General features: G+C 65.0%; 19 protein-coding genes and 1 tRNA gene. 11 read left to right on the top strand and 9 right to left on the bottom strand.

All coding sequences use genetic code 11. The features are described 5' to 3' along the window. Positions 1 to 271: 271 nt before the first annotated feature. Both LQK81_RS15085 and aceA read right to left on the bottom strand, forming a co-directional pair. Positions 272 to 511 (bottom strand): SMc00767 family acetate metabolism repressor, encoded by a 240-nt coding sequence (locus LQK81_RS15085; protein WP_230807191.1) that lies wholly within the window; start codon positions 509 to 511, stop codon positions 272 to 274. A 222-nt stretch (positions 512 to 733) separates the two neighbouring features. After that, entirely contained in the window at positions 734 to 2,023 is a 1,290-nt protein-coding gene (aceA, locus tag LQK81_RS15080; protein ID WP_230807190.1) for an isocitrate lyase, read from the bottom strand. Positions 2,024 to 2,262: 239 nt separating this feature from the next. Here aceA and LQK81_RS15075 point away from each other — a divergent pair, with 239 nt between their 5' ends. The 5 genes from LQK81_RS15075 (at position 2,263) to LQK81_RS15055 (ending at position 7,908) form a co-directional block, all read left to right on the top strand. After that, on the top strand, positions 2,263 to 3,678 hold the full coding sequence (locus LQK81_RS15075; protein WP_230807189.1) for a helix-turn-helix domain-containing protein: 1,416 nt from the start codon (positions 2,263 to 2,265) through the stop codon (positions 3,676 to 3,678). A gap of 177 nt (positions 3,679 to 3,855) precedes the next feature. After that, positions 3,856 to 4,956, top strand: a complete 1,101-nt coding sequence (locus tag LQK81_RS15070; RefSeq protein WP_442967144.1) for a polyamine ABC transporter substrate-binding protein — start codon at positions 3,856 to 3,858, stop codon at positions 4,954 to 4,956. 76 nt (positions 4,957 to 5,032) lie between these two features. After that, complete coding sequence (locus LQK81_RS15065) at positions 5,033 to 6,172, top strand: ABC transporter ATP-binding protein (protein WP_230807188.1); 1,140 nt, start codon at positions 5,033 to 5,035, stop codon at positions 6,170 to 6,172. A 4-nt stretch (positions 6,173 to 6,176) separates the two neighbouring features. Next, positions 6,177 to 7,088, top strand: coding sequence for an ABC transporter permease subunit (locus LQK81_RS15060; protein WP_230807187.1), 912 nt, complete (start codon positions 6,177 to 6,179; stop codon positions 7,086 to 7,088). 1 nt (position 7,089) lies between these two features. Next, positions 7,090 to 7,908: an ABC transporter permease gene (locus tag LQK81_RS15055; protein WP_230807186.1), complete on the top strand. Its 819-nt coding sequence runs from the start codon at positions 7,090 to 7,092 to the stop codon at positions 7,906 to 7,908. Positions 7,909 to 7,939: 31 nt separating this feature from the next. Here LQK81_RS15055 and LQK81_RS15050 read toward each other — a convergent pair whose 3' ends face one another. Next, a complete protein-coding gene (locus LQK81_RS15050) occupies positions 7,940 to 9,772 on the bottom strand; it encodes an AsmA family protein (RefSeq protein WP_230807185.1) in 1,833 nt (610 codons plus the stop codon). A gap of 183 nt (positions 9,773 to 9,955) precedes the next feature. Here LQK81_RS15050 and LQK81_RS15045 point away from each other — a divergent pair, with 183 nt between their 5' ends. Then, complete coding sequence (locus tag LQK81_RS15045) at positions 9,956 to 11,908, top strand: acetoacetate--CoA ligase (protein ID WP_230807184.1); 1,953 nt, start codon at positions 9,956 to 9,958, stop codon at positions 11,906 to 11,908. Between the two features lie 274 nt (positions 11,909 to 12,182). Here the strand turns inward: LQK81_RS15045 and LQK81_RS15040 are convergent, their stop codons facing one another. Together LQK81_RS15040 and LQK81_RS15035 are read right to left on the bottom strand one after the other, a co-directional pair. Beyond that, the gene (locus LQK81_RS15040; protein ID WP_230807464.1) at positions 12,183 to 13,766 is read right to left on the bottom strand and encodes an ABC transporter permease; all 1,584 of its coding nucleotides are present in this window, start codon (positions 13,764 to 13,766) and stop codon (positions 12,183 to 12,185) included. Positions 13,767 to 14,010: 244 nt separating this feature from the next. Next, positions 14,011 to 17,613, bottom strand: a complete 3,603-nt coding sequence (locus LQK81_RS15035) for a PAS domain S-box protein (protein WP_230807183.1) — start codon at positions 17,611 to 17,613, stop codon at positions 14,011 to 14,013. 233 nt (positions 17,614 to 17,846) lie between these two features. On the opposite strand from LQK81_RS15035, the gene LQK81_RS15030 reads away from it, so the two are divergent. Further along, positions 17,847 to 18,296 carry a phasin gene (locus LQK81_RS15030; protein ID WP_230807182.1) on the top strand — a complete coding sequence of 150 codons (450 nt, stop codon included), beginning with the start codon at positions 17,847 to 17,849 and terminating at the stop codon, positions 18,294 to 18,296. A gap of 167 nt (positions 18,297 to 18,463) precedes the next feature. Next, a tRNA-His gene (locus LQK81_RS15025) sits at positions 18,464 to 18,540 on the top strand. Between the two features lie 340 nt (positions 18,541 to 18,880). Here LQK81_RS15025 and LQK81_RS15020 read toward each other — a convergent pair. Further along, positions 18,881 to 19,762: a LysR family transcriptional regulator gene (locus tag LQK81_RS15020; RefSeq protein WP_230807181.1), complete on the bottom strand. Its 882-nt coding sequence runs from the start codon at positions 19,760 to 19,762 to the stop codon at positions 18,881 to 18,883. Between the two features lie 119 nt (positions 19,763 to 19,881). On the opposite strand from LQK81_RS15020, the gene LQK81_RS15015 reads away from it, so the two are divergent. After that, positions 19,882 to 21,378, top strand: a complete 1,497-nt coding sequence (locus tag LQK81_RS15015; protein ID WP_230807180.1) for a CoA-acylating methylmalonate-semialdehyde dehydrogenase — start codon at positions 19,882 to 19,884, stop codon at positions 21,376 to 21,378. A 97-nt stretch (positions 21,379 to 21,475) separates the two neighbouring features. Here LQK81_RS15015 and LQK81_RS15010 read toward each other — a convergent pair whose 3' ends face one another. Continuing rightward, a complete protein-coding gene (locus LQK81_RS15010) occupies positions 21,476 to 22,510 on the bottom strand; it encodes a Fe(3+) ABC transporter substrate-binding protein (RefSeq protein ID WP_442967143.1) in 1,035 nt (344 codons plus the stop codon). Between the two features lie 172 nt (positions 22,511 to 22,682). Here LQK81_RS15010 and rirA point away from each other — a divergent pair, with 172 nt between their 5' ends. After that, a complete protein-coding gene (gene rirA, locus LQK81_RS15005; RefSeq protein WP_230807179.1) occupies positions 22,683 to 23,147 on the top strand; it encodes an iron-responsive transcriptional regulator RirA in 465 nt (154 codons plus the stop codon). A gap of 82 nt (positions 23,148 to 23,229) precedes the next feature. Here the strand turns inward: rirA and LQK81_RS15000 are convergent, their stop codons facing one another. Both LQK81_RS15000 and LQK81_RS14995 read right to left on the bottom strand, forming a co-directional pair. Continuing rightward, positions 23,230 to 23,637, bottom strand: a complete 408-nt coding sequence (locus tag LQK81_RS15000; protein WP_230807178.1) for a response regulator — start codon at positions 23,635 to 23,637, stop codon at positions 23,230 to 23,232. Positions 23,638 to 23,833: 196 nt separating this feature from the next. Beyond that, positions 23,834 to 24,484 carry a helix-turn-helix transcriptional regulator gene (locus LQK81_RS14995; protein ID WP_330166553.1) on the bottom strand — a complete coding sequence of 217 codons (651 nt, stop codon included), beginning with the start codon at positions 24,482 to 24,484 and terminating at the stop codon, positions 23,834 to 23,836. Positions 24,485 to 24,927: 443 nt separating this feature from the next. Between LQK81_RS14995 and LQK81_RS14990 the strand changes: the two genes are divergently transcribed. Next, on the top strand, positions 24,928 to 26,523 hold the full coding sequence (locus LQK81_RS14990) for an ABC transporter substrate-binding protein (RefSeq protein WP_230807176.1): 1,596 nt from the start codon (positions 24,928 to 24,930) through the stop codon (positions 26,521 to 26,523). Positions 26,524 to 26,540 lie beyond the last annotated feature (17 nt).

The following is a 26,540-nucleotide window of genomic DNA, read 5'->3' as shown; positions in this document are numbered from 1 at the left end:
TCCGTCAGTTCCGATCGACCGGCAGTTCCGTCTTGCACCGCGAGCACCCCACTCCATGGCACAACTGCATTTAAGTGCCATCTAACGCATTGCGCAATCGGAAAGTGCAGGATCGGAACGCTTTGTCAATGAACCGCTGATTGCGTGGTCGCCGCGGGGAGAAGGTGCACCCCCTCCCGCATGTCTTGCAGCGCACGCAGGAGAGGCCGGTGTCGCCACCGGCCCCCACCAGCGGCGCCGGGGCGGACACCCGGCGACCGCCCGCGTCGCTCTACGCTCTGCCCTGGGTGACGATGACCGGGATGAGCAGGTCACCCCAGTTCCCATCGCCGCCGTGGTGGCGTGCGGAGCGGACGAGCTCGACCGAGACGCCGGCCTCGACAGCCTTCATGACGGCATGGTTCAGGCGGTGGAGGTCGTTCGCCACCATGCGGATCATGGCCTGCTGTTCGGGTGTCATCGCCGACGACTGTTCTTCTGCTCTTTCCTTGACGCGGGTCTGGACGGTCATGGCATTTCTCCTCTTCACGGGGTTCTTGACGAAAATTCCCTGGCCTGCCCCTCATCCGGCTGCCGCCACCTTCTCCCCGCAGGCGGGGAGAAGGACGATCGCGGCCCGCGCTCGACCGGCATTGCCGGCCGAGCTTCTGACCGGCCGAATTTCGGGGCATGTCCCCTCTCCCCGTTTGCGGGGAGAGGGCTAGGGTGAGGGGCCTCTGCCCGATGTCTCAGGCTACTCCGCCGCCGGGCGGAACTGGTCGTGCTCGGTCGATTCCTTCATCGCCGTCGTGGACGACTGGCCGCCGGTGATCGCCAGCGACACCGCGTCGAAATAGCCGGTGCCGACCTCGCGCTGGTGCTTGGTGGCCGTGTAGCCATTGGCCTCGGCGGCGAATTCGGCCTCCTGCAGCTCCGAATAGGCGGCCATCTGGCGGTCCTTGTAGCCGCGCGCCAGCTCGAACATGCCGAAATTGAGCTGGTGGAAGCCGGCGAGCGTGATGAACTGGAACTTGTAGCCCATCGCCCCGAGTTCCCGCTGGAACTTCGCGATCGTCGCGTCGTCCAGGTTCTTCTTCCAGTTGAAGGACGGCGAGCAGTTATAGGCGAGCAGCTTGCCCGGATGAGCCTTGTGCACGCCCTCGGCGAACCGGCGCGCCTGCTCCAGGTCCGGTTTCGAGGTCTCGCACCAGATCAGGTCGCAATGCGGCGCATAGGCGACGGCGCGGGCGATGCAGGGGTCGATCCCGTTCCGCACCTGGTAGAAGCCCTCGACCGTGCGACCGGCGTCATAGTCGACGAACGGCTGGTCGCGCTCATCGATGTCCGACGTCAGGAGCTTCGCGGCCTCCGCATCGGTGCGGGCGATCACCAGCGTCGGCGTGCCCATGACGTCGGCGGCAAGACGCGCGGCGTTGAGGTTGCGGATATGCGCGGCCGTCGGGATCAGCACCTTGCCGCCGAGGTGGCCGCACTTCTTTTCGGACGCGAGTTGGTCCTCGTAGTGCACGCCGGCGGCACCCGCTTCGATGAACGCCTTCATGATCTCGAAGGCGTTGAGCGGCCCGCCGAAGCCGGCTTCCGCATCGGCGACGATCGGCGCGAACCAGGTGTCGACCGACAGGCCCTTGCCTTCGGAGGTCTCGATCTGGTCGGCGCGCTGCAAAGTGCGGTTGATCCGCTTGGCGAGTTCCGGCGCCGCATTGGCCGGATAGAGCGACTGGTCCGGATACATGGCGGACGCCGTGTTGGCGTCGGCTGCGACCTGCCAGCCGGAGAGGTAGATCGCCTTCAGCCCGGCGCGGACCATCTGCATGGCCTGGTTGCCCGAGAGCGCGCCCAGCGCATTGACGAAATCCTCCTCGTGGATCAGCTGCCACAACCGGTTCGCCCCCATCTCCGCCAGCGAATGCCGGATCTGGACGGAGCCGCGCAGGCGCTTGACGTCCTCTGCCGTATACGGCCGGCTGACACCGTCGAAGCGGCCCTCGGGCGCGCTGGGAACGAGATTGTAAAAATCAGTCATGCTTTCTGTCCTCCATCCGATCTGTCAAAGGCGGTGCCATGTCTGTGACTGAGTGTCCCGCCGCTGTGATGTCTGAATATTTACATTGCAGCGCAGTAAGGAGCGAGGACTTTTGATAACTCAAGTGTCGGAAACGGGTTATGCTGTGAGGTACTTGACAAGTCGGGCCTGTTAATTTGTAAATTGTGTAAATGACCTGTCGACGGCATCACGGTCGAAGCGTGTCAAAGGATTGACAGTTGGCTGAGAACAAGATCTTCGCCGGTCCCAGGGTCCGGCGCATCCGCAACGGTCTCGGCCTGACCCAGACCGCCATGGCTGAGGCGCTGTCGATCTCCCCCTCCTATCTCAACCTGATCGAGCGCAACCAGCGTCCGCTGACGGTGCAGCTCCTGTTGCGGCTCGCCTCCGTCTACAAGGTCGACATGGAGGACCTGCAGGGTGAGGCCGGCGGCAGCGTCGCCCAGCTGAAGGAAGTGTTCGCCGACCCCCTGCTGTCCGGCGAATTGCCCGGCGATCTGGAACTGGTCGAGGTGGCGGATGCCGCCCCCAATGTCGCCGGCGGCATCGTCAAGCTCTACCGCGCCTATCGCGAGCAGGCCTCGCGTCTTTCCGATCTTGCCGAAGTGCTGTCGCGCGAGGGCAGGGCGACGTCGCTGGCCGGTGCGCGCCTGCCGATCGACGAGGTGCGCGAGAAGCTGGAGCAGCGGCCCAACTATTTCGAGGCGATCGACGTTGCGGCCGAAGCCTTTCATGCGGCGCTCGCCCCGGGCGACGACCTTGCGGGTTCCCTGAAGACCTGGTTGAAGAAGGAGCACGGCGTCGTGGTGCGCCTGCTGCCCGTCCACGCCATGCCGACGCTGCGCCGCCGCTTCGACCGCCACTCCATGCGGCTGTTCCTGTCGGAGCGCCTGTCGGCGCACGACCAGTTGCGCGAGATCGCCATGGAGGCGGTGCAGCTGGCTCTGCGCGACGAGATCTGGACCGAGCTCGACCGGCTGGCGCTCTCGGGCAACGAGGCGCGCCGCATCGCCCGCTTCGAACTGGCGCGCTACGCGGCGCATGCGCTGATGATGCCCTATGATGCCTTCCTGGCCGCCGCCCAGCGCGCGCGCTTCGATGTCGATCTCCTGCGCACGCGCTTTGCCGTTTCCTTCGAGCAGGCGGCGATGCGGCTGACCATGCTGCAGCGCCCCGGACAGGCGGCACCGCCCTTCTTCCTGCTGGAGCTCGACGCGGCCGGCCATCGCTTGCGCCGCGCCGGCGCGCAGGGCTTCCCGCAGGCGCGTTTCGGCGGCGGCTGCCCGAAGCTCAACGTGCATGCGGCGTTCGCCCAGCCCGGACAGGTCCTGGCCGAGCGGGTCGAGATGCCGGACGGTGCCGCCTTTCTCACCGTGTCGCGCACGCTGGACGGGCCGCATTCGGCCTTCGGCGAGCGGGTGCGGCGGACGGCGCTGCTTCTCGGCTGCGATGCCGCAGCGGCAGCCGACACCGCCTATGGCGAGGCGGCGCAGGCACAGCCTCCCGTTACCGTCGGCGCCGCCTGTCGGCTGTGCGAGCGGCAGGGCTGTCTCGCCCGCGCCGAGCCGCCGGTGACGCGCCCGCTGGGACTGGACGAGATGGTGGCCGGACTGTCTCTTTTCGACTTCCAGTGATTTTCCGCTTGCTTTGCCGTGCGAAAGCGATTTCAAATATGATAGGAATGGCGGAAATGTGATACCAATAGGCGTTCATCGGGCAAAAGATGCCGCTTGTCGCGCCTTGAAAAAGAACGATAATCACAAATCGACCGCCTCCGGGAACGGCTAAACTTTGAAACTGGGAGCCAATTGATGAAAAGACGCAACCTTGTGGCGACTGTCGCCATCGCTGCCCTCACAGCCTTCGCCGGCGTGCAGGCCATGGCGCAGGAGAAGGTGGTGAATGTCTATAACTGGTCGGACTATATCGACGAGTCCATCCTGGCCGACTTCACCAAGGAAACGGGCATCAAGGTCGTCTACGACGTCTTCGATTCCAACGAGACGCTCGAAACCAAGCTGCTCGCCGGCGGCACCGGCTATGACGTGGTTGTCCCGACCGGCAACTTCCTGCAGCGGCAGATCCAGGCCGGCGTCTTCCAGAAGCTCGACAAGTCGAAGCTGCCGAACCTCTCCAACATGTGGGACGAGGTCACGCAGCGCGTCGCCGCCTACGATCCGGGCAACGAATACGCGGTCGACTACATGTGGGGCACGACGGGCCTCGGCTACAACGTGGCCAAGGCCAAGGAGATCCTCGGTTCCGACGCGGCCCCAGGCTGGGACGCGCTCTTCAATCCGGAGATCGCGAAGAAATTCAGCGATTGCGGCATCTATGTGCTGGATACGGCCGACGAGGTGATCCCCGCGGCGCTGAACTTCCTCGGCCTCGACCCGAATTCAAAGGATTCCGGTGACCTGGAGAAGGCCGGCGAACTGCTGGCCTCGATCCGGCCGTATATCCGCAAGTTCCATTCCTCCGAATACATCAACGCGCTCGCAAACGGCGACATCTGCCTGGCGCTCGGCTGGTCCGGCGACGTGCTGCAGGCGCGCGACCGTGCGGCCGAAGCCGGTGCGGGCGTGGAGGTCAACTATACCATCCCCGCCGGTGGTGCGCTGATGTGGTTCGACATGATGGCCATCCCCTCCGATGCGCCCCATGTCGAGGAGGCGCATGCCTTCATCAACTACATCATGAAGCCCGAGGTGGCCGCCAAGGCGTCGGACTACGTCTTCTACGCCAACGGCAACAAGGCGGCCCAGGAGCTGATCTCCAAGGAGGTCTTCGACGATCCGGCGATCTACCCGCCGGCGGACGCGATGGCCAAGCTCTATACCAAGCTGCCCTACGACCCGAAGACGCAGCGGGTCGTGACCCGCATCTGGACCAAGGTCGTCACCGGCCAGTAAGAAAAGAAATGCAGATTGCCCGGAACCGCTTCCGGGCAATCTGCTGTTGCGGCCAAGAAACCATCGGGGACAGCCAATGAAGTCACTGGGCAATATCCGCCGCTCCTTTGCGCCGTGGGCGGATCCGGACTCCAAGCCTTTCATATCCTTCAAGAACATCACGAAGAAGTTTGGCGACTTCACGGCCGTCGATAACCTGACCCTCGATATCTACCACCGCGAGTTCTTCGCCCTTCTCGGCGCCTCGGGTTGTGGCAAGTCGACCCTGCTTCGCATGCTGGCCGGCTTCGAGCGGCCGACCTCGGGCGAGATCATCCTCGATGGCCAGGACATCGCCGGCATCCCGCCCTACCGGCGGCCGGTCAACATGATGTTCCAGTCCTATGCGCTGTTCCCGCACATGACGGTGGAGAGCAATATCGGCTTCGGCCTCAGGCAGGACGGCATGCCGAAGGCGGAGATCGCCGAGCGCGTCCGGCAGATGCTCAAGCTCGTCAAGCTCGAGCAGTTCGCCAGGCGCAAGCCGCAGCAGCTCTCTGGCGGCCAGCGCCAGCGCGTGGCGCTTGCCCGTTCGCTGGCCAAGCGGCCGAAGGTGCTCCTGCTCGACGAACCGCTCGGCGCGCTGGACAAGAAGCTGCGCGAGGAAACCCAGTTCGAGCTGATGGATCTGCAGCAGGAACTGGGCCTGACCTTCGTCGTCGTCACCCACGACCAGGAAGAGGCCATGACCATGGCCGACCGCATCGCCGTGATGAGCCACGGCAACGTCATCCAGGTGGCGACCCCGGCCGAGATCTACGAGGCGCCGAACTCCCGCTTCGTCGCGGACTTCATCGGCGACGTGAACATCCTGGAAGGCAAGGTGAAGGCTGCCGGAAACGGCCGCATCGAGATCGCCGGCGACGACTTCACCGTGCGCACCGTCGGCGACGCCGCACCGGCCATCGGGACAGGGGCCGCCTTCGCGATCCGGCCGGAAAAACTCAAGGTCAGCCGGGCCGCACCCGCGGATGCCGCGATCAACGCCTCCGAGGGCGAGATATGGGACATCGCCTATCTCGGCGACATGACCGTCTTTCACGTCAGGCTGCCGAGCGGCAAGGTCGTCAAGACATCGATGCTGAACGCGCAGCGCGAGGTGGAGAACCCGATCGGCTACGACGAGAAGGTTTGGGTCTCCTTCGCCGAGACCGCCGGCGTCGTGTTGAAGGATTGAGGCCATGACCAAGCTCGGCTCCCGCATCTTCAGCCGCCTGGTCATCATCGTTCCCTATGCCTGGCTGGTCTTCTTCTTCCTCGTCCCCTTCGTCATCGTCTTCCGCATCTCGCTGTCCACCACCGCGATCGCGCAGCCGCCCTATGAGCCTGTCTTCCGGCTCGCCGACGGCATTTCCGGCATCATCGACAACATCCGCCAGTTGAGCTTCGACAACTTCGTCTGGCTGACCGAGGATGCGCTCTACATCAACGCCTACCTGTCGAGCATCAAGATCGCCGGGATCTCCACGATCCTGACGCTGCTGATCGCCTATCCGATCGCCTACGGCATGGCGCAGGCGCCGCGCACCTGGCGGCCGACGCTGCTGATGCTGGTGATCCTGCCGTTCTGGACGAGCTTCCTGATCCGCGTCTATGCCTGGATCGCGATCCTGAAGCCTGAGGGGCTGCTCAACCAGCTGCTTCTGTCGACGGGCCTCATCAACGAACCGCTGATCATCCTCAACACCAACTGGGCGATCTATATCGGCATCGTCTATTCCTACCTTCCCTTCATGATCCTGCCGATCTACTCGGCGCTGGAGAAGATGGACCATTCGCTGATCGAGGCCGCGCAGGACCTCGGCTGCCCGCCGATCTCGGCCTTCTGGAAGGTCACCTTCCCGCTGTCGCTGGCTGGCGTGGTCGCCGGCTGCATGCTGGTGTTCATCCCGGCCGTCGGCGAGTTCGTCATCCCCGACCTGCTCGGCGGCTCGCAGACCCTGATGATCGGCAAGACGCTGTGGACGGAATTCAACTCCAACCGCGACTGGCCGGTCTCCGCCGCGGTGGCGACGGTGCTGCTCCTCATCCTCGTGGTGCCGATCGTGTTCTTCCAGAACATGCAGGCGAAAGCCGAAGAGCGGGGGAAATAGCATGACGAAATGGTCCCGCTTCAACGTCGCCTCGGTCGCGCTCGGCTTCGCCTTCCTCTATCTGCCGATCGTGCTCCTGGTCGTCTTCTCCTTCAACGAATCCCGCCTCGTCACCGTCTGGGCCGGCTTTTCGACCAAATGGTACGTCTCGCTGTTCAACAACCAGGGCCTGATGGATGCGGCCTGGGTGACGATCCGCGTCGCACTCCTGTCGGCGACGATCGCAACCGTGCTCGGCACCATGGCGGCGCTGTCGCTGGTGCGCTTCACCCGCTTCCGCGGCCGCATGCTGTTTTCCGGCATGGTCTATGCGCCGCTGGTCATGCCCGAGGTCATCACCGGCCTGTCGCTGCTGCTCCTGTTCGTGGCGATCGGCTTCGACCGCGGCTTCTGGACGGTGACGCTCGCCCATATCACGCTGACCATGTGCTTCGTCGCCGTTGTCGTGCAGTCGCGGCTGTTGTCCTTCGACCGCTCGGTCGAGGAGGCGGCCCTCGATCTCGGCGCCACGCCGCTTCGCACCTTCTTCGAGGTGACGCTGCCGATCATCGCGCCCGCCGTGTTCTCCGGCTGGGTCCTCGCCTTCACGCTGTCGCTGGACGACCTCGTCATTGCGAGCTTCACCTCTGGCCCCGGGGCCACGACCCTGCCGATGAAGATCTACAGTCAGGTCCGGCTCGGCGTCACGCCGGAGATCAACGCCGCCTGTACGCTTCTCATCGCGCTGGTGACGGTCGGCGTGGTCATCGCCTCTATCGTGACCAAGCGGCGGGAAGTGCAGCGCCAGCGCGACGAGCACGCCGCCTTCGCGGGCGGATAGGACTGGGCCGCGTCCGCCTCTCAGCCCCGCCTCAGTTGGCGGGGACGTCCATCAGGATCGCCATCGGCGAGATGACCGGGGCAGGCCAGGCGCCGCCGACGAGGAAGTTGATGGCCGGTTCGGTTGCGCCGGTGCCGTCCGGCTTGCGCGCCGCGAGCGACCCCGCCAGCGCGACGTTGCCGTTCCGGAACGGGATCGTGCCGGCGATCGAGAGCGTCTTCTCGGCTCCCTCGAACGTCGCGCGGCTGATCTCGGCAAGACCCCGGTCGAAGCGCCCATCGACCGCCGCGCTCGCAAAGTCGAACGCGCCGTCTGCGGCCTCCGTCATGCTGAACACGCTTTCGCCGCGCGCCTGCCTTTCGAATTCCGGACGGTCGAACGCGGCGAGGCTGCCCTGGTCGAAGCGCAGCCGGAAGGTTCCGACGAGGCCGGTGCTGTCGAGGCGCGCAAGCGGCTGATCGGTGAAGAGGTCGAGGTCGGCCGAGCCGCGGCCGTTCGGCAGCGGTCCCGACAGATCGGCAAGAGCGATCAGCGCGCCGAGGTCGACGTCCCGCAGGGACAGCTGCAGTTCTCCGCCGGGCCGGCGGTTCTGGTCGCTCGCCGTGACCTGTCCGCTCACGCTGCCGCCAAGTACGGTTCCGTCGCCGATATCGAGCGTCGTCTGGCCGTCGGACGTGCGAATGCCCGCGGCGAATTCGGTCAGCACCAGCGGCTCGAAGAACGCCTCGCGGGCGGAGAACCGCAGGTCCAGGTCGAGCCCGTCCATCGTCAGTGCGCGCGCGGGAGGGGGTGTGTCGCCCTCGTTCGGCACGGGCACGTAGGCGCCGATCATGGCGGCGAGGTCGGCCGTGTCGAAGGCCAGCGTTCCCTCGAGTTTCGGCGTACCCTTCGGCGGCAGGCTGATGTCCAGTATGCCGGTCGCCCGCGAATCCTGGATGTCGAGAGCGAGCTTGTCGATCCGCGCGGTATGATCGCTGGTGGTGACGTTGCCCTCCAGCGTCACCGCGCCCAGCCTGCCGGCCGGCGTGAAGCGCGTTCCGGTCCAGTCCAGCAGGTGCGAGAAGGAGGGCACGGTCAACTCGATCCGGCCGGTTGCAAAGGCCTCGCTCGACAGGTTTGCGGTTCCGTCGAAATCGAGCTTCACCGGATCGGACTGCACGGAAAGGCGAATGTCGGCGTCCTGGCCGTTCAGCAGGCGGACGGGCTCGTCGGCCGCGAACCGGACCTCGGCCACCTCGCCGTCGATCACGCCCCTGAGCGAGACGTCGAGGTCCGACGAAGGCTTCGGCCACGCGATCTTCCCGGCCACGTCGGCGATACGATAGTGCTGGCCCCGCCTGCGGTCGTCGACGACGATCGTGCCTTCGCGAACGAGCAGCGTTCCGAACTGCGGCAACGGGGCCGTCGCCGGGTCTTCGGGAGCACTGGAGAACGCCTGTTCGATCCCTTCGCTGCCGCGCCAGTTGAGCCGGCCGCCTTCGTCGCGACGGATGTGGAAGAGCGGCCGGACGAGTTCGACGTCGCCGAGATCCGGCGCGCCCAGGAGCGAGCCGAGCAGGCTGAAGTCGACCGCGATCCGCTCGGCCGTCAGAAGCTCGCCGCCGTCGCCTGCCGTCGCGCCCGGATAGCGCAGCCGCACGTCCTCGAACGCCATGTGCGGCGCGGGCCAGAAGCTGAAGCGCGGCGTACCGCTGAATTCCAGTTCCGCACCGGTCCAGGCCGACAGATTGGCTTCGATTTCGGTGCGGATCCTGTCGGAGGAAACGAGCGTGGGCCCGGCAAGGCGCAGGGCCAATGCCAGAACGACCATTGCCGCCAGCAGCCGCAACAGCAGCTTCGGACGAAGGTATCGAAGAGGACCCATTGCGTTGCCTGCCCATTGCCCGGCGGCTGTGCGTTCCGCCTCCGTCAGGGGATAGGCCGTCGCGCCGAAGAAATCAAATCCGCCACGCGCAAAAATGGCGCATATGACATCCCGGCGCCGGCCGTGCGGCCTTTATACTGCGGCGCACCATGCTATAGAAAAGGCGTTGGAGTGGAGGAAAACATGATCCAGGAAAAGCCGCTTTGGGAACCGTCCCATGAAGTGCTGGCCAGGAGCCCGATGGCGCTCTTCATGAATGCCTGTGGAAAAGAGGCCGGCCGGACGTTCGATGGCTACGATGCGTTCCATGCGTGGTCGGTGGAGGACCGCCCCGCATTCTGGTCGGCCGTCTGGGAGGATTGCCGGGTCATCGGCGATCGGGGCGAGCGCGTGCTTGTCGAGGGCGACAGCATGCTGGATGCCCGTTTCTTTCCGGATGCGGCGCTGAATTTTGCGGAGAACCTGCTGCGCGGGCGCGGGGATGGCGACGCGCTGATCTTCCGCGGCGAGGACAAGGTCTCCTATCGCTGGACCTGGTCGCACCTGCATGCGATGGTCTCGCGCCTGCAGCAGGCTTTTCAGGCGATGGGCATCGGTCAGGGCGACCGGATCGCCGCGATGATGCCGAACTTGCCGGAGACCGTCGCCTGCATGCTGGCCGCAGCCTCGATCGGCGCCATCTGGTCCTCCTGTTCCCCCGATTTCGGCGAGCAGGGCGTTTTCGACCGCTTTGGCCAGATCGAGCCGAAGCTGTTCATTGCCTGCGACGGCTACTGGTATAACGGCAAGCTGCAGGACGTCGGCGCCAAGGTGAAGGCGGTTGCCGACAGGCTCGGCGTGCCCGTGCTCGTCGTCCCCTATGCCGGCGATGCGCCCGCCGTCGCGGCGGCCGTGCGCGACGGCAGGACACTGGCCGACATGATCGCGCCCTATGAGGCGAAGGACGTGACCTTCCTGCGGCTGCCGTTCAGCCACCCCCTCTATATCCTGTTTTCGTCGGGAACGACGGGCGTGCCCAAATGCATCGTCCATTCCGCCGGCGGTACACTTCTGCAGCACCTCAAGGAGCACCGCTATCATTGCGGTCTGACGGAGGGCGAGCGGCTGTTCTATTTCACCACCTGCGGCTGGATGATGTGGAACTGGCTGGCCTCCGGGCTCGCGGTGGGCGCCACGCTCTGCCTCTACGACGGTTCCCCCTTCCATCCCGATGGCAACATCCTGTTCGACTATGCCGCCGAGGAAGGCTTCGCCGTGTTCGGCACGTCGGCGAAATACATCGACGCCGTGCGCAAGGGCGGGCTGACGCCGCGCACCAGCCACGACCTGTCGAAGCTCCGGCTCATGACCTCCACCGGATCGCCGCTGTCGCCGGAAGGCTTCAGCTTCGTCTACGAGGGCATCAAGCCGGACGTGCAACTGGCCTCGATCTCCGGCGGCACCGATATCGTCTCGTGCTTCGTCCTCGGCGTGCCGCTGAAGCCGGTCTGGCGCGGCGAGATCCAGGGCCCGGGTCTCGGCCTTGCGATCGACGTGTGGAACGAGGAGGGGAGGCCGGTACGCGAGGAAAAGGGCGAACTGGTCTGCACGAAGGCCTTTCCGTCGATGCCGGTGATGTTCTGGAACGACCCGGATGGGGCGAAGTACCGGGCCGCCTATTTCGACCGCTTCGACAACGTCTGGTGCCATGGCGACTTCGCCGAGTGGACGCTCCACGGCGGTATCGTCATTCACGGCCGCTCGGACGCCACCCTCAATCCGGGCGGCGTGCGCATCGGTACGGCGGAGATCTACAATCAGGTCGAGCAGATGGAAGAGGTGGCCGAGGCGCTTTGCATCGGGCAGGACTGGGACGACGACGTCCGCGTGGTCCTGTTCGTTCGCCTGGCGCCCGGCCTCGTGCTCGACGAGGCCCTGGAGAAAGCCATCCGCACGCGTATCCGCACCGGCGCCTCTCCGCGCCACGTGCCGGCGAAGATCATAGCCGTCGCCGACATCCCGCGCACCAAGTCCGGCAAGATCGTCGAGCTTGCCGTGCGCGAGGTGGTCCACGGGCGCCCGGTGAAGAACAAGGAGGCGCTCGCCAATCCCGAGGCGCTAGCGCTCTACGCCGATCTGCCGCAACTGAAGGACTGATCAAGCAGGGCCTAAATAAGCCACTGGCTGCGTTAACGAATTTGGGCCGGTCGAATTAACCAAACTCAAGGAGATGTGAACGGTTGCGGCCGTTCGGGCATCGTCGGGTAAGGATTTGTTAAGGTGGAAACGGCCATGGTCGGTTCGACTTGAGCGCGTCCAATGCGAGGACGGTTCGGCGGCCCGGCCGCCTTGATGGCATGACGTCTTACTCTGACGCTTTAGTTGGACAGCATCGAACTTTCTTGAGGGCGGCCGAAAGGTCGCCCCTTTTTTATCGCCCGCCGTTGGTCGCGTTCAGCGAGCGCGACACGAGGAAGACCGGGACGAGCCCTGCCGCCACGATGATGATCGCGGCGACCGAGGCATCCTCCACCTTGGCCCGCGAGGCATCCTCGTAGACGAGCGTCGCCAGCGTGTTGAAGTTGAAGGGCCGCAGCATGATCGTCGCCGAAAGCTCCTTCATCGCCTCGATGAAGACCATCAGCGCCGCCGTCAGCGTGGCCGGTCGCATCATCGGCAGCAGCACGCTGCGCAGCGTCTGCGCGCTCGTCCGCCCGAGGGTGCGGGCGGCCATGTCGAGATGCGGCGAAAGCTTGTGGAAGCCGGCATCGATCGTGCCTTCGGCCATGGTCAGGAAGCGCACGGTGCACGCGTAGACGATCGCAACGCCGCTGCCGGTCAGAAGCAGTCCCGTCGAGAAGCCGAACCACTCGCGCGTGAAGGATGCGACCGTGTTGTCGAGCCGGGCGAGCGGGATCAGCACGCCTATCGCAAGCACGGTGCCGGGCACGCCGTAGCCGAACGAGGCGAGCCGCCCGGCAAGGGCTGCCACCGGCGAGCGGGTCGTGCGCGCCGCATAGGCGAGCAGGAAGGCGAGAAGCACGGCGACGCAGGCGGTGGAGAACGAGATCAGGACGCTGTTCCAGAGCGCCGAGAGAAGACGCAGTGAGGCGAACTGGTCGAGACGGCGCAGCGCATAGGAGCCCAGCACCAGAACGGGTATGGCAAAGCCGAGCGCCGGCGGAAGCAGGCAGGCGGCAACGGCGGCCCAGCGCTTCCAGCCCTTCAGTTGCAGCCGCACCGAATCGGCCACGGCCGCCGTCGTCTTGTTGCTGGTGAAGCGCTGTCGGCGGCGTGCGGCGCGCTCGATCGTCAGCAGCACGGCGACGAAGACGAGCATGACGCAGGCGATCTGTGCCGCACCCGCAAGGCTGCCCCGGTTCAGCCAGGTGTCGAAGATCGAAAAGGTCAGCGTCTGCACGCCGAGATACTCGACCGCACCGATGTCGTTCAGGGTTTCCATGGCCACGAGAGTCAGCCCGACCATGATCGCCGGGCGCGCCATCGGGATCTGCACCCTGGCGAAGACGGTCAGGGGCCCGGCGCCGAGCGTGCGCGCCACGTCGGCCGCCGCCCGTCCCTGCATCAGGAACATCGCCCGTGCCGCCAGGTAGACGTAGGGATAGAGGACGCTGCCCATGACCAGGACGGCGCCTCCGGTGGTGCGCACCTCGGGGAACCAGTAGTCCCGGCGCGTGGCGAAGCCGAAGGCCGCGCGCAGGGTCGTCTGCACCGGGCCGGTATAGTCCAGGAACTGCCCGAAGGCATAGGCGGAGAGATAGGACGGGATCGCCAGCGGCAGCACCAGCAGCACGGTCAGCAGCCGGCGCAACGGAAAGTCGCAGCTTGCCGTCAGCCAGGCGGTGATCACGCCCGTCACCGCGGTCATAGCCGCCACGCCGAAAAGCAGCCCGAAGGTCCGCGCCGTGGCGCGGGGCAGGACGTTGTCGATCAGGTGCGGCCAGTCGCCGGCCGATCCGCTGGCCGCGATGGTGACGATGGCGATCAGCGGCATCAGTACGATCAGCGCGGTGAAGAGGGCGGTGCCGATGAGCGTGCGGTGTCCGTTCACGCTCGGCCCGCGCGCAGCCTTCGTCTGGGCCTGGCTGGAAAGTGCCTGCAATGCCGTCGTCCTCTTGTCCGCCCGGTCCCGCGACGACCCGTCCTCTTAAGATGCTGCAGCGATCTGGCCGGAGGAGGCTGTCACCATGTCCATGCGATGCGATCGGACCGCGCCGTTTTGCACTAGCGCAATCGCCTCACACTGCCAAGACGCGCGGGGAGGGAAAGGTGACTTCCACCAGCGTGCCCTCGTTGGGGCTGGAACTGATGGCGAAGTGCGCCCGGTTGGCATCGACCATCGCCTTGGTCAGCGGCAGCCCGAGCCCGGTGCCGTCGCCGCGCTTGCGCGCGCCCGTCGTAACCTGCCGGAACGGCTTCATCGCCTGCTCCAGTTCGCTGCGCGTCATGCCGACGCCGGTGTCGCGGATGCGCAGCACGACGCTGCCGTTGTTCTCGTAGGAGGTCGACACGACGATCTGGCCGCCGGACGGCGTGAAGCGGATCGCGTTGGCGAGGATGTTGAGCGCGATCTGCTTGACCGAGCGCAGGTCCGCCACCACCGGCGGCACGGAGGTCGACAGCGACGTGCGGATGATGACCCGTTGGCCGTTCGCCTGCGGCTGGACCAGCGACACGGCCTCCGACACGGTCTCGTTCAGCCCGACGGCGGTGAAGTCGAGCTCCATCTCGCCGGCCTCGATCTTGGAAATGTCGAGGAGGTCGTTGACGATATCGAGCACGTGCCGCCCCGAGCGGCCGATGTCGTTGGCATATTCGACATAGCGTGGATGGCCGATCGGTCCGAAGCGTTCGCCGGCCATCATGTCCGAGAAGCCGATGATCGCGTTGAGCGGCGTGCGGATCTCGTGGCTGACGCGGGCGAGGAACTCGCTCTTGTGGGCGTTCGCCGTTTCCGCGGCACGCTTGGCGTTGCGCAACTCTTCCTCCGTGCGCTTCCACTGCGTGATATCGCGGATGACGGCGCAGTAGCCGCTGGAGGACGAAAGGCGCCCCATCGTCATGAACAGCGGAATGAACCCGCCCGAAGCCTCCCGGCCGATCACCTCGCGGCCGTCGTTCAGGACGCTCGCCACCCCGTGGCCCGCAAGGCCGGCGAGATAATCGATGACCGCCTTCTGGCTCTCGTGGGCGAAGAGGACGGCAAAGGGCTTTCCGCGGATCTCGTCCTCGTCATAGTTGAAAAGCGCACTCGCCGAGCGGTTGATCGAGCGGATCTCGCCTTCCTGGTCGACGACCACGACGCCGTCCGTGGCGGTCTCCAGGATCGAGCGCAACTCGTTCGCCTCGTCGCGCAGCGTCTCGAGCGTCTCGTCCTCGTCGTCCTCCGGCGCCGTGTCGCCAGCCCTTGCCTCCGGGCCGGCCTGGATGGCGGCTGCGTCCACCGGCGAAGGGGCGGGCGACGGCACCGGCGGGCCGACCGGCGAAAGCGCCAGCATCAGCGCGGTGCCGCTCTCCCAACGGATCGACTGGAGCCGCGCGTTGACGGCGAGCGGGTTGGTCTTCTCCGCATGCCGCAGCAGCATCGTCCCCTCGGGGGCTTCGTCTTCCGCCGCGGGCCGGTCGAGCAGGACGGCGAGACCGCCGGCACCTTCCAGCGCGTCCAGCGAGGCAAAGCCGGTCAGCTCCAGGAATTCCGGGTTGGCATGGATCAGAATGTCGCCGGCGTGGATCAGGAGCGCGACGGGCAGGGCATCGACGACCGACGCGGTGAGCCCGTAGTCCATGGCCGTCCGCGGCCCGGTGATCGAAGCGCTCTTGGCGGGAACGTCGTCCGCATGTTCGCCGACCTCGAGGCCCGGAATCTCGTCCCGGTCTTCCGGCAGCGCGTCGACCGGTGCCGATGCCGCGGTCTTCCCGTCGTCGACGCCGTTCCGCGCCTCGGGCGAATGCGCGGCGTCGCCAGTATCCCCTTCGGCCGGGGCCGTGGAAATTTCGCCGGATCTGCGCTTGCCGAACGTCTCGCCGAGCTGGCGGGCGATCTCGCGGAAGGCGGCCTGCTCGCCGGTCGTCAGCGCGCCGGTGCGGCCGCGGCGGTTGTCCAGCTGGACGACCTTCTCGGATTGGCGCCGCGCCGGGGTGTCGACCAGGCGCAATGCCGGCCGCTCGCCGCGGAAGTCGTCGTCCGGATGAATGTCGGTTCCGGTTTCGTCGCGCAGGGGATCGTCCCCCGCGGCGCTGTCCGGTGCATCATCCTCCGGAAGATCGTCGGCCTCAGCCTCGTTGGCGATCTCGGCGGCTGCCGTCGCATCGTCGTCGGCCAGCCGTTCTTCCCCGGCTTCCTCCGCCAGGAGTTCATCGAGGACGGAGGGGGCAGGGGTCGAAAGCGGAGCCTCGGCGTCGTCGTGCTCCGCAGCGAGCCCCGCTTCCGCATCCACCGTGCCTGCGATCGCAAGCCCGAGTGCGTTCTCGTCGTCGATAGCGTCGGCGGTCCGGACGATGCCGAAGCCGCGAAAGCCGTCGAATTCGCGGCTCCGCGAATAGGTGGGCAGGGCGGCGAGATCGACCGGCACGCGCAGGCGCGTGCCCTCGACGGGCCAATGAATCGTCTTGCCGGACCAGGTGTCGCGCCGGCGCAGGAGCTCGGCGATCGTGCCGTCCCTGTCGAAATCGAAGCGCTGCGCGACCTCGGCGAACGGCAGGCCGATGACGTCGGCCGCATGCGGTCCGACCACCTCGGAGAATTCGCTGGAAAGCTCGCTGAAATGCCCCTCCGCATCGATCTTCCAGACGAAGCGGACGGGGCGCGACGCCCGCTCGAAGGAAATGGCCGGATCGGCCGCCGCAACAGGCGCCGCCGACTTGGCCGAGGCGTTCGCATCCGCCGGGGCGCTGTCGTCCTCCGCCGGGGCGGCCGCCTCGACCGGCAGGGCGGCGGACAGATCGCCGGCCCCTTCGTCTTCCGGCGCGGCCGAAGCGGTCACGTCGCCGTTCGCTCGTTCCGCTGCGGCATGCTCTTCCGCCTCGTCGTCGGCTGCGTTGCCGGGCTCGTCCGGCTCGTCCTGTTCGCTCGTCGAAACTGTGGCGGCGGCATCGGGGGAGATCGTCTCGCCCGCAAGCGCGGGCGGCTCGATCCCGGCTGCGGCCGGCGCGTCGTGTTCAGGATCCATGTGGCCGAGGATGGTCTCGACGGCAAAGAGCAGGTTGAGGGCGGGATCGGCCGAAATCCGGCCGAGCGCTGCCGGCAGCAGGCCCTTGCCGGTCGGGATCGGGCGCTTCACCAGCCCGTCGCTCTCCCGCCGCGCTGCCGCAACCATCCGCAGCCGCGCGTCATCGCTGATGCCGAGGGCGGCAAAGCCGGGGGATGCTGCAAGAATGCCGCCCTCGCCGTCGAGCACGGCCATGTGCGTGTCGGGATCGTCGAAGCCGGTGAGCAGCGAAGCCGCGCGCAAGGACATCGGCTCGCTTTTGCCGGCAGCCGGCGTGCTGAACAGGACGGCATCCTGCCCCGGCGCCAGCGAGATGCGCTCCACATGAGCGCTCACCGGCAGGCCGCGGTAGCCGGTGCCGATGCGCAGCAGCAGGTTGCGACCAAGTCCGCTCTGCCCGAGCTGCCGCGCCGCGGTCTGGAGCTGGCGGAAAACCACGTCGCCTTCCGGCACCGGCGCATCGAGGAAATCGTAGATCGAGCCGTGGCCGAACAGCCCCGCCCCGCGGCCGTTGCTCCACAGCACCTGCCGCATGTCGATCGAAAACAGCACCACGGCCTCGCCGCGGGCAAACGGCAGGCGCACGCGCTCGTGAACGGCGACATCGATAAAGGGGTACTGATGAGCGGACATCGGCAGCCTGACATGGGTTGACGGCGGCCACCGCCGCACGCTTAACGCTTTATTAATAGCGGCGCACCCGCGCAGGGTCCAGCTTTGCGCCCGGAGCGCTCCCCGTCTTTCCGGCGGCAGGGTTAACATTGTGCGCCGCACAATTATGTTGCAATGCACAATAGGATCGTATATAAGCAGTTCATCAGTATCGAACGGCGCTCACGACGAGGGCCGAACCAAGGACGATCGAAATGGCAACCAAGAAGACTGACGACGTATTTTCCCTTGCCGCATTCGACCCGGCAAAGGTCTCCGAGAGCTTCCGCGACTTCGCCGAAAAGGGCGCAGCCCAGACGAAGGAAGCCTATGCCAAGCTGAAGACCGCCACCGAGGACGCGACCAAGGTGGTCGAGTCCACCTTCGAAAGCGCCCAGGCCGGTACGGTCGAGCTCGGCCTGACGGCGATCGACGCGCTTCGCACCAATGCCGAAAACTCGCTGTCGCACATGGAAGCGCTGCTCGGCGTGAAGTCCGTGTCCGAACTGTTCGAACTGCAGACCGCCTTCCTGCGCAAGCAGGCCGAAGTCGTGGTCGAGCAGGCCAAGACCATGCAGGAAGCCACCCGCAAGGTCGCCGAGAAGGTTGCCGAACCCGGCAAGTCTGCCGCCGAAAAGGCGCTGAAGACCTTCAAGGCCGCCTGATGGCGCGGACCTGACCCGGCCGCGCGCGACGCAGGCACGGCAGGGGAAATACCGGAAAGGGCTGGACGCATCGTCCGGCCCTTTTTAGTATGCAAAGGGTCAACAAGGGGCTTGCAATATCGGCATCGTCCTCGTATGTGAGCCCCAAGCGCGGTCAGCGCTCGTGTGCGGTTGTAGCTCAGTTGGTTAGAGCGCAGGTTTGTGGCACCTGAGGTCGTAGGTTCGATTCCCACCAACCGTACCATTTTCTTCTGAAATCCGTTTCTTCGTCCCGTGCGTGACTCCGCGCGGGGATCGCATGTTCCCGCCCCACTGCTGCGGCGGGCGGACTGCCTTTCCGGTCGGTTTACCATGCCGGTCCACCGGGCGTTAAGGAGCCGGCGGCATATTAGACGGGCTGCATGAGGCAGCGTCAACGACAACAAGGCAATGATATGCTTGATCTCTCCGTGCTGACCCCGCTCGTCATCGTATCCGTCGCAGTCTACCTGTTCTTCCGCTGGGTGGTCTTCGACATGAACGGGCGATCCTGATCCCGGCAGGCCGCTCCCCGCAGGATCGCAAAACGCTTCCCTCGTTACCAGCTAGACGAAGATCGACTGCTCGCTCTCGACAAGTTCCTGCACGAACGCCGTGACGGTGCGCACCCGCGCGAGGTCTCGGGCGCTTTCGTGGAAGGTCGTCCAGTAGGCGCGGCGGATCGTCGTCCCGGGCAGGATCCGGACCAGATCGTCATCCTGCCGGGCGATATAGTTGTGCAGGATGCCGATGCCGGCGCCCGATCGCACGGCCTCCGTCTGGCCGGTCGCGCTCGAGATTTCGAAGGCGGCGTTCCAGTTGCGCATCACTTCGCCGGTAAAGTCCAGCGAGGCGGTGAACAGCAGGTCCTCCACATAGCCGATCCGGCGATGGTCCTTGAGCGCCTCGATATCCTTCGGCGCGCCACGCTCGGTGAGATAGCCGCGGCTCGCATAGAGGCCGAGCGTATAGTCCGTCAGCTTGGAGGAGACGAGGCGGCCCTGCTCCGGCCGCTCCAGTGTGATCGCGATGTCCGCCTCGCGCTGCGACAGCGAGAAGGAGCGAGGCACGGGCACGAGCTGGATCTTCAGTTCGGGATGGCGTGCCGTCAGCCGGCCGAGCCGGGGTGCCAGAAACGAGACGCCGAAGCCGTCCGGGGCGCCGATGCGCACGGTGCCGGCGACGGCGGCATCGATCCGTCCGATCTTCTCCTGCGCCGACAGCATCTCGGTCTCCATGCGCTCGGCCGCATGCAGGAACACCTCTCCTTCCGCCGTCAGGTCGCAGCCGTTCGTTCGCCGGACCAGGAGCCGCGTCTTCATCTCCTTCTCCAGGGCGGTGACGCGGCGGCTGAGGGTGGCATGGTTGACGCCGAGACGACGGGAAGCGGCGAGCAATTGCCCGGTGCGGGCCACCGCCAGGAACATGCGCACGTCGTCCCAGTTCATCGCTTCGCCTTCTCCGGTCCCGCGGGCTATAATTCTTGCACAACGGTTGCTTACAGCAGGCGATTGAATTGAGCAATTTGTAGTGCGATCATCTCTCCATAAACAGTGGAGGATATCCCATGCGCGAGATCGGACATTTCATCGGCGGCAAGCACGTTGCCGGCAGGAGCGGCCGTACGGCCGACGTCTTCAACCCGGCGACCGGAGAGGTCCAGGCCAAGGTCGCGCTTGCGAGCGACGCCGAGCTTGCCGCCGCCGTCGAGGTGGCCAAGGCCGCCCAGCCCGCCTGGGCCGCGACCAACCCGCAGCGCCGCGCCCGCGTCTTCATGAAGTTCGTCCAACTCCTGAACGACAACATGAACGAACTGGCCGAACTGCTGTCGAAGGAACATGGCAAGACGGTCGAGGACTCCAAGGGCGACATCGTCCGCGGCCTCGAGGTCTGCGAGTTCGTCATCGGTATCCCGCACCTCGCCAAGAGCGAATTCACCGAAGGCGCCGGCCCGAACATCGACATGTACTCGATCCGCCAGGCCGTCGGCGTCGGCGCCGGCATCACCCCGTTCAACTTCCCGGCCATGATCCCGATGTGGATGTTCGCGCCCGCGATCGCCTGCGGCAACGCCTTCATCCTGAAGCCGTCCGAGCGTGATCCGTCGGTGCCGCTGCGGCTTGCCGAACTGATGATCGAGGCCGGCCTGCCGGCGGGCATTCTCAACGTCGTCAACGGCGACAAGGCTGCCGTCGATGCGATCCTCACCCATCCGGACATCGCGGCCGTGTCCTTCGTCGGCTCGACGCCGATCGCCCGCTACGTCTACGGAACGGCTGCGATGAACGGCAAGCGCGCCCAGTGCTTCGGCGGTGCCAAGAACCACATGATCATCATGCCGGATGCCGACCTCGACCAGGCCGCAAATGCCCTGATGGGCGCGGGCTACGGTTCGGCCGGCGAGCGCTGCATGGCGATCTCGGTGGCAGTCCCGGTCGGCGAGGAAACCGCCAACCGCCTGATCGACAAGCTCGTGCCGATGGTCGAGAGCCTGCGCATCGGCCCCTACACCGACGAGAAGGCCGATCTCGGCCCGGTCGTCACCAAGGAGGCGCAGGCGCGTATCCGCGGTCTGATCGACCGCGGCGTCGAGGAAGGCGCCAAGCTCGTCGTCGACGGCCGCGACTTCAAGCTGCAGGGCTATGAGGACGGCTATTTCGTCGGCGGTTGCCTGTTCGACCACGTCACCCCGGAGATGGACATCTACAAGACCGAGATCTTCGGGCCGGTCCTGTCGGTCGTCCGTGCGAAGAACTACGAGGAAGCCCTGTCGTTGCCGATGAAGCACGAATACGGCAACGGTGTCGCCATCTACACCCGCGACGGCGACGCGGCCCGCGACTTCGCCAGCCGCATCAACATCGGCATGGTCGGCGTCAACGTACCGATCCCGGTGCCGCTCGCCTATCATTCCTTCGGCGGCTGGAAGTCCTCTTCCTTCGGCGACCTGAACCAGCACGGCACGGATTCGATCAAGTTCTGGACCCGCACCAAGACGGTCACGAGCCGCTGGCCCTCGGGCATCAAGGACGGTGCCGAATTCGTCATGCCGACGATGAAGTGAGGCAAGCGGCATTTGCCGCTTGCTTCTCTGAGGTGACTGAAACGCAGAACGGCGGCCCAAGGGCCGCCGTTCCTGTTTCTGGACTGTGTCGCCAGACTTACATTTCTGGCCCTTCGTTGTAGCCGACCTTGTCGACCAGTTCGGAGGCCTTCTTGCGGTTGGCGGCGATGTCGGCGAGCGGCAGCGTATCCGCCTTGATGGTGCCGAACGACTTGACGATGTCGGACGGTTCCTTGCCCGGCATGACCGGATATTCGTAGACCTGCTCGGCGTAGATCTCCTGTGCCTCGCCGGACGCGAGGAAGTCGATCAGCTTCTGTGCGTTCTCCTTGTTCGGCGCATTCTTGGCCATTGCCACGCCGGAGACGTTCACATGCGTGCCGCGGTCGTTGACGTTGGGGAACATGACCTTGATCGCGTTGGCCCAGTCCTTCTGTTCCGGCTCCTTCTCGTTGGTCATCATCAGACCGACATAGTAGGAATTGCCGAGCGCGATATCGCATTCGCCGGCGAAGATCGCCTTGGCCTGGTCGCGGTCGCCGCCATCCGGCTTGCGGGCGAGGTTGTTCTTCAGCCCGGTCAGCCACGTCTCGGCCTCGGCTTCGCCGTGCGCGGCGATCATCGAGGCGATCAGGCCGATGTTGTAGGAATGCTGTCCGTCGCGGGTGCAGATCTTGCCCTTCCACTTCGGATCGGCCAGTTCCTCATAGGTGATGGTTTCCTGCGTCACCCGGTCCTTGGAGGCGTAGACCACGCGGCCACGCGTCGTCAGGCCAACCCACGCGCCGTCCGGATCGCGGTACTGGGCCGGAATGTCGCTGTCGACCACGGCGCTCTTGATCGGCTGGGTCACGCCGGCGTCCTTGGCCTCGGTGAGGCGGCTGATGTCTACGGTCAGGATGACGTCGGCCGGCGAGTTCTCGCCCTCGGCCTGGATCCGCTCGACCAGGCCCTTGTCGAGGAAGAGCACGTTCGTCGCAACGCCGGTCTCTTCCGTGAAGCGGTCGAGCAGCGGCTTGATCAGGTCCGGCTGCCGGTAGGAGTAGATATTGACTTCGCCGTCGGCCAACGCAGGCAGGGCCGTGCCTGTGGTGAGCGCAAGAGCCAGCGCGTATCGTCTCAAGTTGGTCACGGGTATCCTCCTGTTTTTTCTGGACTGGAGCAGTCACCTTTAATCCGGTACCTTGTCAAGTCAACATGCATGCCTCCCCGCTAACATGAATTTGATTTTCCGCTTTTTTGAATTGTTCCAAACTACGATCCATCCTATATGTAGATTCAACCGAACGGATTTGGAGCCGGTAATGCGCCTGACGAAGCAGACGAACTACGCTGTGCGGATGTTGATGTACTGTGCGGCGAACGAAGGCAAGCTGAGCCGGATCCCCGAAATCGCCAGGGCCTATGGCGTATCGGAGCTGTTCCTGTTCAAGATCCTGCAGCCGCTGACCCGTGCCGGACTGATCGAGACGGTGCGCGGCCGCAACGGCGGTGTCCGCCTGCCGAAGGCGGCCAGCGAGATCACCCTTTTCGACGTCGTCCGGGTGACCGAGGATTCCTTTGCCATGGCCGAATGTTTCGAGGCCGGCGAGGTCGAGTGCCCGCTGGTCGACAGTTGCGGGCTGAATGCGGCGCTGCGCAAGGCGCTGAATGCCTTCTTCGACGTCCTGCAGCAGTACACGATCGACGATCTCGTCAAGGCCCGCCCCCAGATCGGCTTCCTGTTGGGCCTCGAGGAGACGGCAGCCCAGCGCCAGCCGGCCGCCTGAGCACGCTCCGCAACGAGCAGATAAATGAAGGCCCGCTCCGGATGCTCCGGGGCGGGCCTTTTTCGTTGGGCCGATGGGCCGGCTACTGCGCCGCGCGCGTATCCTTGCCGACGAATTCCTGGATGATGAAGCCGATGGCGGTCGGGTCCAGTTCCGCCTTGTCGATCCGGAAATCGACGCCGTAGTCGTCGATGCTCTGGAAATAGGCGTCGGTGATGGACGACGAGATCACGCCGATCGGCCCGATGTAGCCGTTCTGCCGAAGCTCCGGCACGGTTTCGCGGAAATCGGCCTGCGGCTGGAGGCGGTTGTCCATCAGGATCAGGTCGAGCTGCGGATCGGCGCTGCGGATGAAGGCGAGCGCGGCCTCCACCGTTTCGACGTAGTGCAGCTTGATCGCCACGTTGGCGACCTTGCGCATCAGCGCCCGCATGATCACGTTCTCCGCGGGATCGTCGTCAACGAGCAGAATGTTTACTGGCGCAGTCATGTTGAACTCGGGTTGATCTGGTGCCGGATGCTGCTGCCAGGGCGGAACCGGCGGCGGCACGAAGTAACGGTTGATCGAACTGTCGGCGTTTTCTTCTTCCCGCTCCATGCTACTTTGGTTCAACGAAGGAAACGTCACAACCCTCGGCCTTGTATTTACCGCTCCGGCGCAGCGTTACCCAAGGGATATTAGGCTATCAGAGTATGATCTGCTCACGGATCGCCTTTGCGACCATCTGGGTGCGGTTGACGACGTCGAGCTTCTTCAGGATCGTTGCCGTGTGCGAGTTGACGGTGTGCTCCGAGACGGAGACGATCAGGGCGATCTCGCTGGCGGTCTTTCCATAGGAGATCCAGCGCAGGATCTCGGTCTCGCGCGGTGTGAGGCCCATGCCTCTCCGCACCGACAGGACGACGCGGTGGAAATAGTCGAACACGCAGTTCGCCTCGTAGCAGAGCTCGACATGCTGCTGGCGCGCGATGTCGCCGTCGCCGCCGAGAAAAACGACCGCGTAGCGCGCCCCGGATGTCGCCTGCAACGGTACGACGATCGCGAGGTCGAAACCGAGCTGGGCGAGAAGATGGTGCTCCGCATCGTCGCCCGCGATGTGCTGGTCCCGGGCGCGCCAGACCGTCGGGATGACCGAACGCCGCAGGCTCCTGTAGATGTCTGATTCGCTGAAGCGGTGCTGCTTGTCGTAGGCCTCGGCGAGACCGGCGGGCAGATCGTGCAGGACGAGTTTGCTGGAAAAATTGCTGGCCTCCATCTCGGCTGCAACCTGGAGCACGCAGAAGTGCTCGAATCCGTAACGTAAGGCGATGCCATGGAACAATCGGAAGAAGTCCACGCGATTGAGAGCCTTGTCCAAATCGCCTGCGAAGTCATACCGTCGATGATGCTGCGAGAGTGCGACCACGCGGTTCCCCGGATTTCTGCCGGTGAGTCTAGCGTCGCTGACGGTCGGGGCAAGAGATTTCACGCCGTATTTACCGTCTGCCAACGCATTTTCGCCGATTTTCGGGATAATCGGCGGGCAAGGGGCTTCCCGGGTGTCGAACGGCGCCGCCGCGGATCGTGTGTCGTGGCGCCCCGCGGGTCAATTCCGCTAAATTTGACGCCGAAAAACCTGTGTTAGAGGGTTTTTCGCTACTGTTTTACATATGGATAAATTTATTAGCGGGCTTATTGCAATCCTGCGACAAATATCGTTCCATCCGCGCAAGGCCGGGGCCCCGCGGCTTCCGCGACCGAAAACACGTGAAATAAGAAGCAAAATCTGGGAAGCACGCTATGAAAAAGCTGACAACTCTCCTTGCTGCGACCGCGCTCGCCTCCGTGATGGGCACGGCAGCCTGGTCCAAAACGCTGGTCTACTGCTCGGAAGGCTCGCCGGAAGGCTTCGACCCCGGCATGTACACCGCCGGCACGACCTTCGATGCGTCCTCGCGCACGGTCTACAACCGTCTCGTCGAATTCAAGCACGGCAGCACCGAAATCGAGCCGGGCCTGGCCGAAAGCTGGACCGTTTCCGACGATGGCACGGAATACACCTTCAAGCTGCGTCCGGGCGTCAAGTTCCAGACCACCGAATATTTCACGCCGACGCGCGAGTTCAATGCCGACGACGTGATCTTCTCCTTCGAGCGTCAGTACAAGGAAGACAACAAGTGGAACAAGTACGTCGCAGGCGCGTCCTGGGAGTACTTCGCCGGCATGGGCTTTCCGGAACTGATCAAGTCGATCGAGAAGGTTGACGACCTGACGGTCAAGTTCACCCTGACCCGTCCGGAAGCGCCGTTCATCGCCAACCTCGGCATGGACTTCGCCTCGATCCTGTCCAAGGAATATGCCGACAAGCTGGAGGCCGACGGCAAGATGGAACTGATGAACCAGCAGCCGCTGGGCACCGGTCCCTACACCTTCGTCGCCTACCAGGCCGACGCCGCCATCCGCTACAAGGCAAACCCGGACTACTGGGGTGGCGCGCAGAAGATCGACGACCTCGTCTTCGCCATCACCACCGACGCCGCCGTTCGCGCCCAGAAGCTGAAGGCCGGCGAATGCCACATCATGCCTTATCCGAACGCTGCTGACGTGGCCGGCCTGAAGGAAGATCCGAACCTGACGGTCGTCGAGCAGGAAGGCCTGAACGTCTCCTACCTCGCCTACAACACGCTGGTTGCTCCCTTCGACAAGGTCGAAGTGCGCAAGGCGCTGAACATGGCCGTCAACAAGCAGGCCATCGTCGACGCCGTGTTCCAGGGTGCGGCAACGGTCGCCAAGAACCCGATCCCGCCGACGATGTGGTCCTATAACGACGCCATCGAGGACGACAAGTACGATCCGGAAGCGGCCAAGAAGATGCTCGACGAAGCCGGCGTCTCCGGCCTCAAGATGAAGGTCTGGGCGATGCCGGTCGCTCGTCCCTACATGCTGAACGCCCGCCGCGCCGCCGAACTCATCCAGGCGGACCTCGCCAAGGTCGGCGTCGAGGTCGAGATCGTCTCCTACGAGTGGGCCGAATACCTCAAGCTGTCCTCTGACAAGGACCGCGACGGTGCCGTCATCCTCGGCTGGACCGGCGACAACGGCGACCCGGACAACTTCCTCGACACGCTGCTCGGCTGCGATGCCGTCGGTGGCAACAACCGCGCCCAGTGGTGCAACAAGGAGTTCGACGACCTGATGACGAAGGCGAAGACCACCGCCGACGTCGCAGAGCGCACGAAGTACTACGAAGAAGCCCAGGTGATCTTCAAGAAGGAGGCTCCCTGGAACACCCTCGACCACTCGCTCGTCTCCATCCCGATGAGCAAGAAGGTCTCGGGCTTCGTCATGGATCCGCTCGGCATCCACCGCTTTGACGGTGTGGACATCGCCGAGTAAAATACCAACAAGACAAG

Origin of the sequence: Rhizobium sp. GN54, from assembly GCF_021026345.1 — a bacterium.
Lineage (GTDB): Bacteria > Pseudomonadota > Alphaproteobacteria > Rhizobiales > Rhizobiaceae > Mycoplana.
This window is presented reverse-complemented; position numbering and strand designations above follow the sequence as displayed.

Bases quoted from the DNA above. Each gene is read 5' to 3' on its own strand.
- LQK81_RS15040 (WP_230807464.1), bottom strand. From the start codon at position 13,766: ATGCCGCTGATCGCCATCGTCACCATCGCGGCCAGCGGATCGGCCGGC.
- LQK81_RS15065 (WP_230807188.1), top strand. From the start codon at position 5,033: ATGAAGTCACTGGGCAATATCCGCCGCTCCTTTGCGCCGTGGGCGGAT.
- aceA (WP_230807190.1), bottom strand. From the start codon at position 2,023: ATGACTGATTTTTACAATCTCGTTCCCAGCGCGCCCGAGGGCCGCTTC.
- LQK81_RS15020 (WP_230807181.1), bottom strand. From the start codon at position 19,762: ATGAACTGGGACGACGTGCGCATGTTCCTGGCGGTGGCCCGCACCGGG.
- LQK81_RS15085 (WP_230807191.1), bottom strand. From the start codon at position 511: ATGACCGTCCAGACCCGCGTCAAGGAAAGAGCAGAAGAACAGTCGTCG.
- LQK81_RS15050 (WP_230807185.1), bottom strand. From the start codon at position 9,772: ATGGGTCCTCTTCGATACCTTCGTCCGAAGCTGCTGTTGCGGCTGCTG.
- LQK81_RS15035 (WP_230807183.1), bottom strand. From the start codon at position 17,613: ATGTCCGCTCATCAGTACCCCTTTATCGATGTCGCCGTTCACGAGCGC.
- LQK81_RS15055 (WP_230807186.1), top strand. From the start codon at position 7,090: ATGACGAAATGGTCCCGCTTCAACGTCGCCTCGGTCGCGCTCGGCTTC.
- rirA (WP_230807179.1), top strand. From the start codon at position 22,683: ATGCGCCTGACGAAGCAGACGAACTACGCTGTGCGGATGTTGATGTAC.
- LQK81_RS15000 (WP_230807178.1), bottom strand. From the start codon at position 23,637: ATGACTGCGCCAGTAAACATTCTGCTCGTTGACGACGATCCCGCGGAG.
- LQK81_RS15030 (WP_230807182.1), top strand. From the start codon at position 17,847: ATGGCAACCAAGAAGACTGACGACGTATTTTCCCTTGCCGCATTCGAC.
- LQK81_RS14990 (WP_230807176.1), top strand. From the start codon at position 24,928: ATGAAAAAGCTGACAACTCTCCTTGCTGCGACCGCGCTCGCCTCCGTG.
- LQK81_RS15070 (WP_442967144.1), top strand. From the start codon at position 3,856: ATGAAAAGACGCAACCTTGTGGCGACTGTCGCCATCGCTGCCCTCACA.
- LQK81_RS15060 (WP_230807187.1), top strand. From the start codon at position 6,177: ATGACCAAGCTCGGCTCCCGCATCTTCAGCCGCCTGGTCATCATCGTT.
- LQK81_RS15045 (WP_230807184.1), top strand. From the start codon at position 9,956: ATGATCCAGGAAAAGCCGCTTTGGGAACCGTCCCATGAAGTGCTGGCC.
- LQK81_RS15015 (WP_230807180.1), top strand. From the start codon at position 19,882: ATGCGCGAGATCGGACATTTCATCGGCGGCAAGCACGTTGCCGGCAGG.